The sequence below is a fragment of the Methylobacterium aquaticum genome, from assembly GCF_001043915.1.
GTDB classification, from domain to species: Bacteria; Pseudomonadota; Alphaproteobacteria; order Rhizobiales; family Beijerinckiaceae; genus Methylobacterium; species Methylobacterium aquaticum.
Map to the genome: position 1 here is coordinate 1 of NZ_LABX01000506.1, position 626 is coordinate 626.

The 626-nt window shown below is 57.3% G+C and carries 1 protein-coding gene; it reads right to left on the reverse strand.

Annotation, left to right across the window (positions count from 1 at the left end; translation table 11 throughout):
- On the reverse strand, positions 1-382 hold a 382-nt coding region (locus tag VP06_RS33500; protein ID WP_048468151.1), incomplete at its 3' end, for an ATP-binding cassette domain-containing protein.
- Between the last annotated feature and the right edge of the window lie 244 nt (positions 383-626).

A 626-nucleotide genomic window follows, 5' to 3' on the forward strand; every position in this document is an offset into this window, starting at 1 on the left:
AAATCGAACTGCGCATATGCATGTGCCGCCCGATCAGGATGTTCTCGATCACGGTCATGCCGGGAAAGATGTGCGTTCCCTGAAACGTCCGCGCCAATCCGGATCGCGCGATTTGATGGACGCTTCGGCCGACCATCTGCTCACCATCGAACACGATGCGGCCCTGCTGCGGTCGATAGAAGCCGCTCATACAGTTCATCAGCGAGGTTTTGCCGGCGCCGTTGGGGCCGATAACCGCAATGAGCTCGTCGGGCCTGATCTCGATCGAGACTTCGTTCAGGGCGACAACGCCGCCGAACGACATTCGCAGACGGTCTGCGGTCAGCATCGGCCGCATACCGCTCACGTTGGGCTCCGCATGGGTCGCCGCTTCGGCGCTCATGTCTCCTCCGTAGTCGCGCAGTCGTTCAAAGCGCGCGCGTAGTTATTTTCGTTGCGTTATGACCAATCAGGCATAATACTTACTTGCAAGTCAAATAGATTTTTGACGCTTTTCATGCGACCAATTCACGGCGTGAACGAATGCTGGGCGACCCCAATCTTGCTGTGCAACTCCGCACCCAGCTCAAATTGCCCGTTCTGGTTGGGCCGATGTTTCTCGTATCGGGTCCCGACCTTGTCATCGC